Annotated in this window: 1 protein-coding gene; it reads left to right on the top strand. The window is 48.8% G+C overall.

Features of this window, described 5'->3' with window-relative positions:
- A partial coding sequence (locus tag O4H47_RS18000) for a TAXI family TRAP transporter solute-binding subunit (protein WP_331283692.1) occupies positions 1-260 on the top strand: 260 nt, incomplete at both ends.

Genomic DNA, 260 nt, shown 5'->3' with positions numbered 1-260 from the left:
GATAAATTCAATCTTGCTTACATGGGTTACGGCGGCAGTGCGAGCGCACTTCAAAACGGCACCATTGACGGCATGAACACGCCTGCGGGTGTACCTGTTGGTGCGGTCACTCAAGCTTTTGCTGCGTTGGGTAAAGACATTTCGATTCTTTCGTTTACTGACGAACAAATCAAAGAGGCGAACGGCAATTACAACCTATGGACGAAGTACGAGATCCCAGCGAACACGTATCCAGGTCTAGATAAGCCGATCACTACCAT

It is taken from the genome of Maritalea porphyrae (assembly GCF_027213965.1).
Taxonomy (GTDB): domain Bacteria; phylum Pseudomonadota; class Alphaproteobacteria; order Rhizobiales; family Devosiaceae; genus Maritalea; species Maritalea porphyrae_A.
This window is presented reverse-complemented; position numbering and strand designations above follow the sequence as displayed.